We start from the raw sequence: 1,175 nt of genomic DNA, 5'->3' as shown, positions 1-1,175 counted from the left end.
GCTGACTACCGGCAAGCCGGTTGTTGGGCCGGATGGCACGCTGGGCTTTGATATCGCCAGCGGGCGTTTGGCTATTGAAGGCGCGGGCTTGTACGGCGCCAATCTCAGCCAACTGGATCTGCTGGCCCGCACGCTGGAACTGAACGCCCAGGTGTGGGCGGATCGCTTGAACGTGGTGGCCGGGTCGGCCCGCGTCGGGTATGACGGTGTCGACGTCTCGGCCCTGTCCGGCGTGGGTGGCACCACGGGTGTCTCGATCGACGTCGCGGCCCTGGGCGGCATGTACGCCAACAGCATCCGGCTCATCGGCACCGAAGCGGGCGTTGGCGTGAACATCGGCGGCAACCTGACTGCGCTGACCGGCACGCTGACCGTCAGCGCCAATGGCGACGTCAAGATTCTGCCGTCCGGCCGCATGCAGGCCGCCACTGACCTGTCGGTGCAAAGCGGGCGCGATATCGTCAATGATGGCACGGTCACGGCTGGTGGTGCGCTGGCGCTCAATGCGCCTGGCTCGGTCACCAACACCGGCGCCGTGTCCTCGGCGGGCAACGCCAGTGTCGTGGCACGGCAACTGGATAACCGCGGTGCCTTCACTGCGGGCTTGCAGGCCGATGGTTCCATCAGTCCCTTGGGTGCATTGAGCGTACAGGTCAATAGCCTGCAGAATGCCGGCACGCTGATGGCGGGCGGCAATGCCACGGTCACGGCCGATGCGCTGGGCCTGTCGGGCGGCAAGTTCGTCGCGGGCGGTGCACTGACGTTGGACGCCAACGGCGCAATCACCAATCGCGCCGGTTCCGTGTACGGCGGCTCGGTGTTGCTGCGCGCATCCAGCCTGGACAACACCGGCGGCAAGCTCACCAGCGGGGCAGGGCTGACCGCCAACGTCGCGGGCGCGATCGACAACACCGCTGGCACCCTGGCCGGCGCTGGCGCGGTGGCCATCACCGGCCAATCCATCGGCAACACGGCAGGCGGCGTCGTCTCGGGCGACAGCGTCGCGCTGCGGGGAACGGCCGGCATCAACAACCAGGGCGGTTCTGTCCAAGCCAACGGCGCGCTGCGCGTGGAAACGGCCGGCGCCGTGAACAACCAGGGCGGCAAGCTTCTGGGCGGCACGGCCGATATCCAGGCGGGCAGCCTGGACAACAGCAACGGCGTTGCGCAGGCGG

Annotated in this window: 1 pseudogene; it reads left to right on the top strand. The window is 68.2% G+C overall.

Annotation, left to right across the window (positions count from 1 at the left end):
- Positions 1-1,175 (top strand): annotated as a pseudogene (locus U858_RS33965) (filamentous hemagglutinin); the annotation flags it as partial.

The organism is Achromobacter sp. DH1f (assembly GCF_000633435.1).
GTDB classification, from domain to species: Bacteria; Pseudomonadota; Gammaproteobacteria; order Burkholderiales; family Burkholderiaceae_B; genus Achromobacter; species Achromobacter deleyi.
The sequence above is the reverse complement of the archived record's forward strand: the minus strand, read 5'-3'. Positions and strand labels throughout refer to the sequence as shown.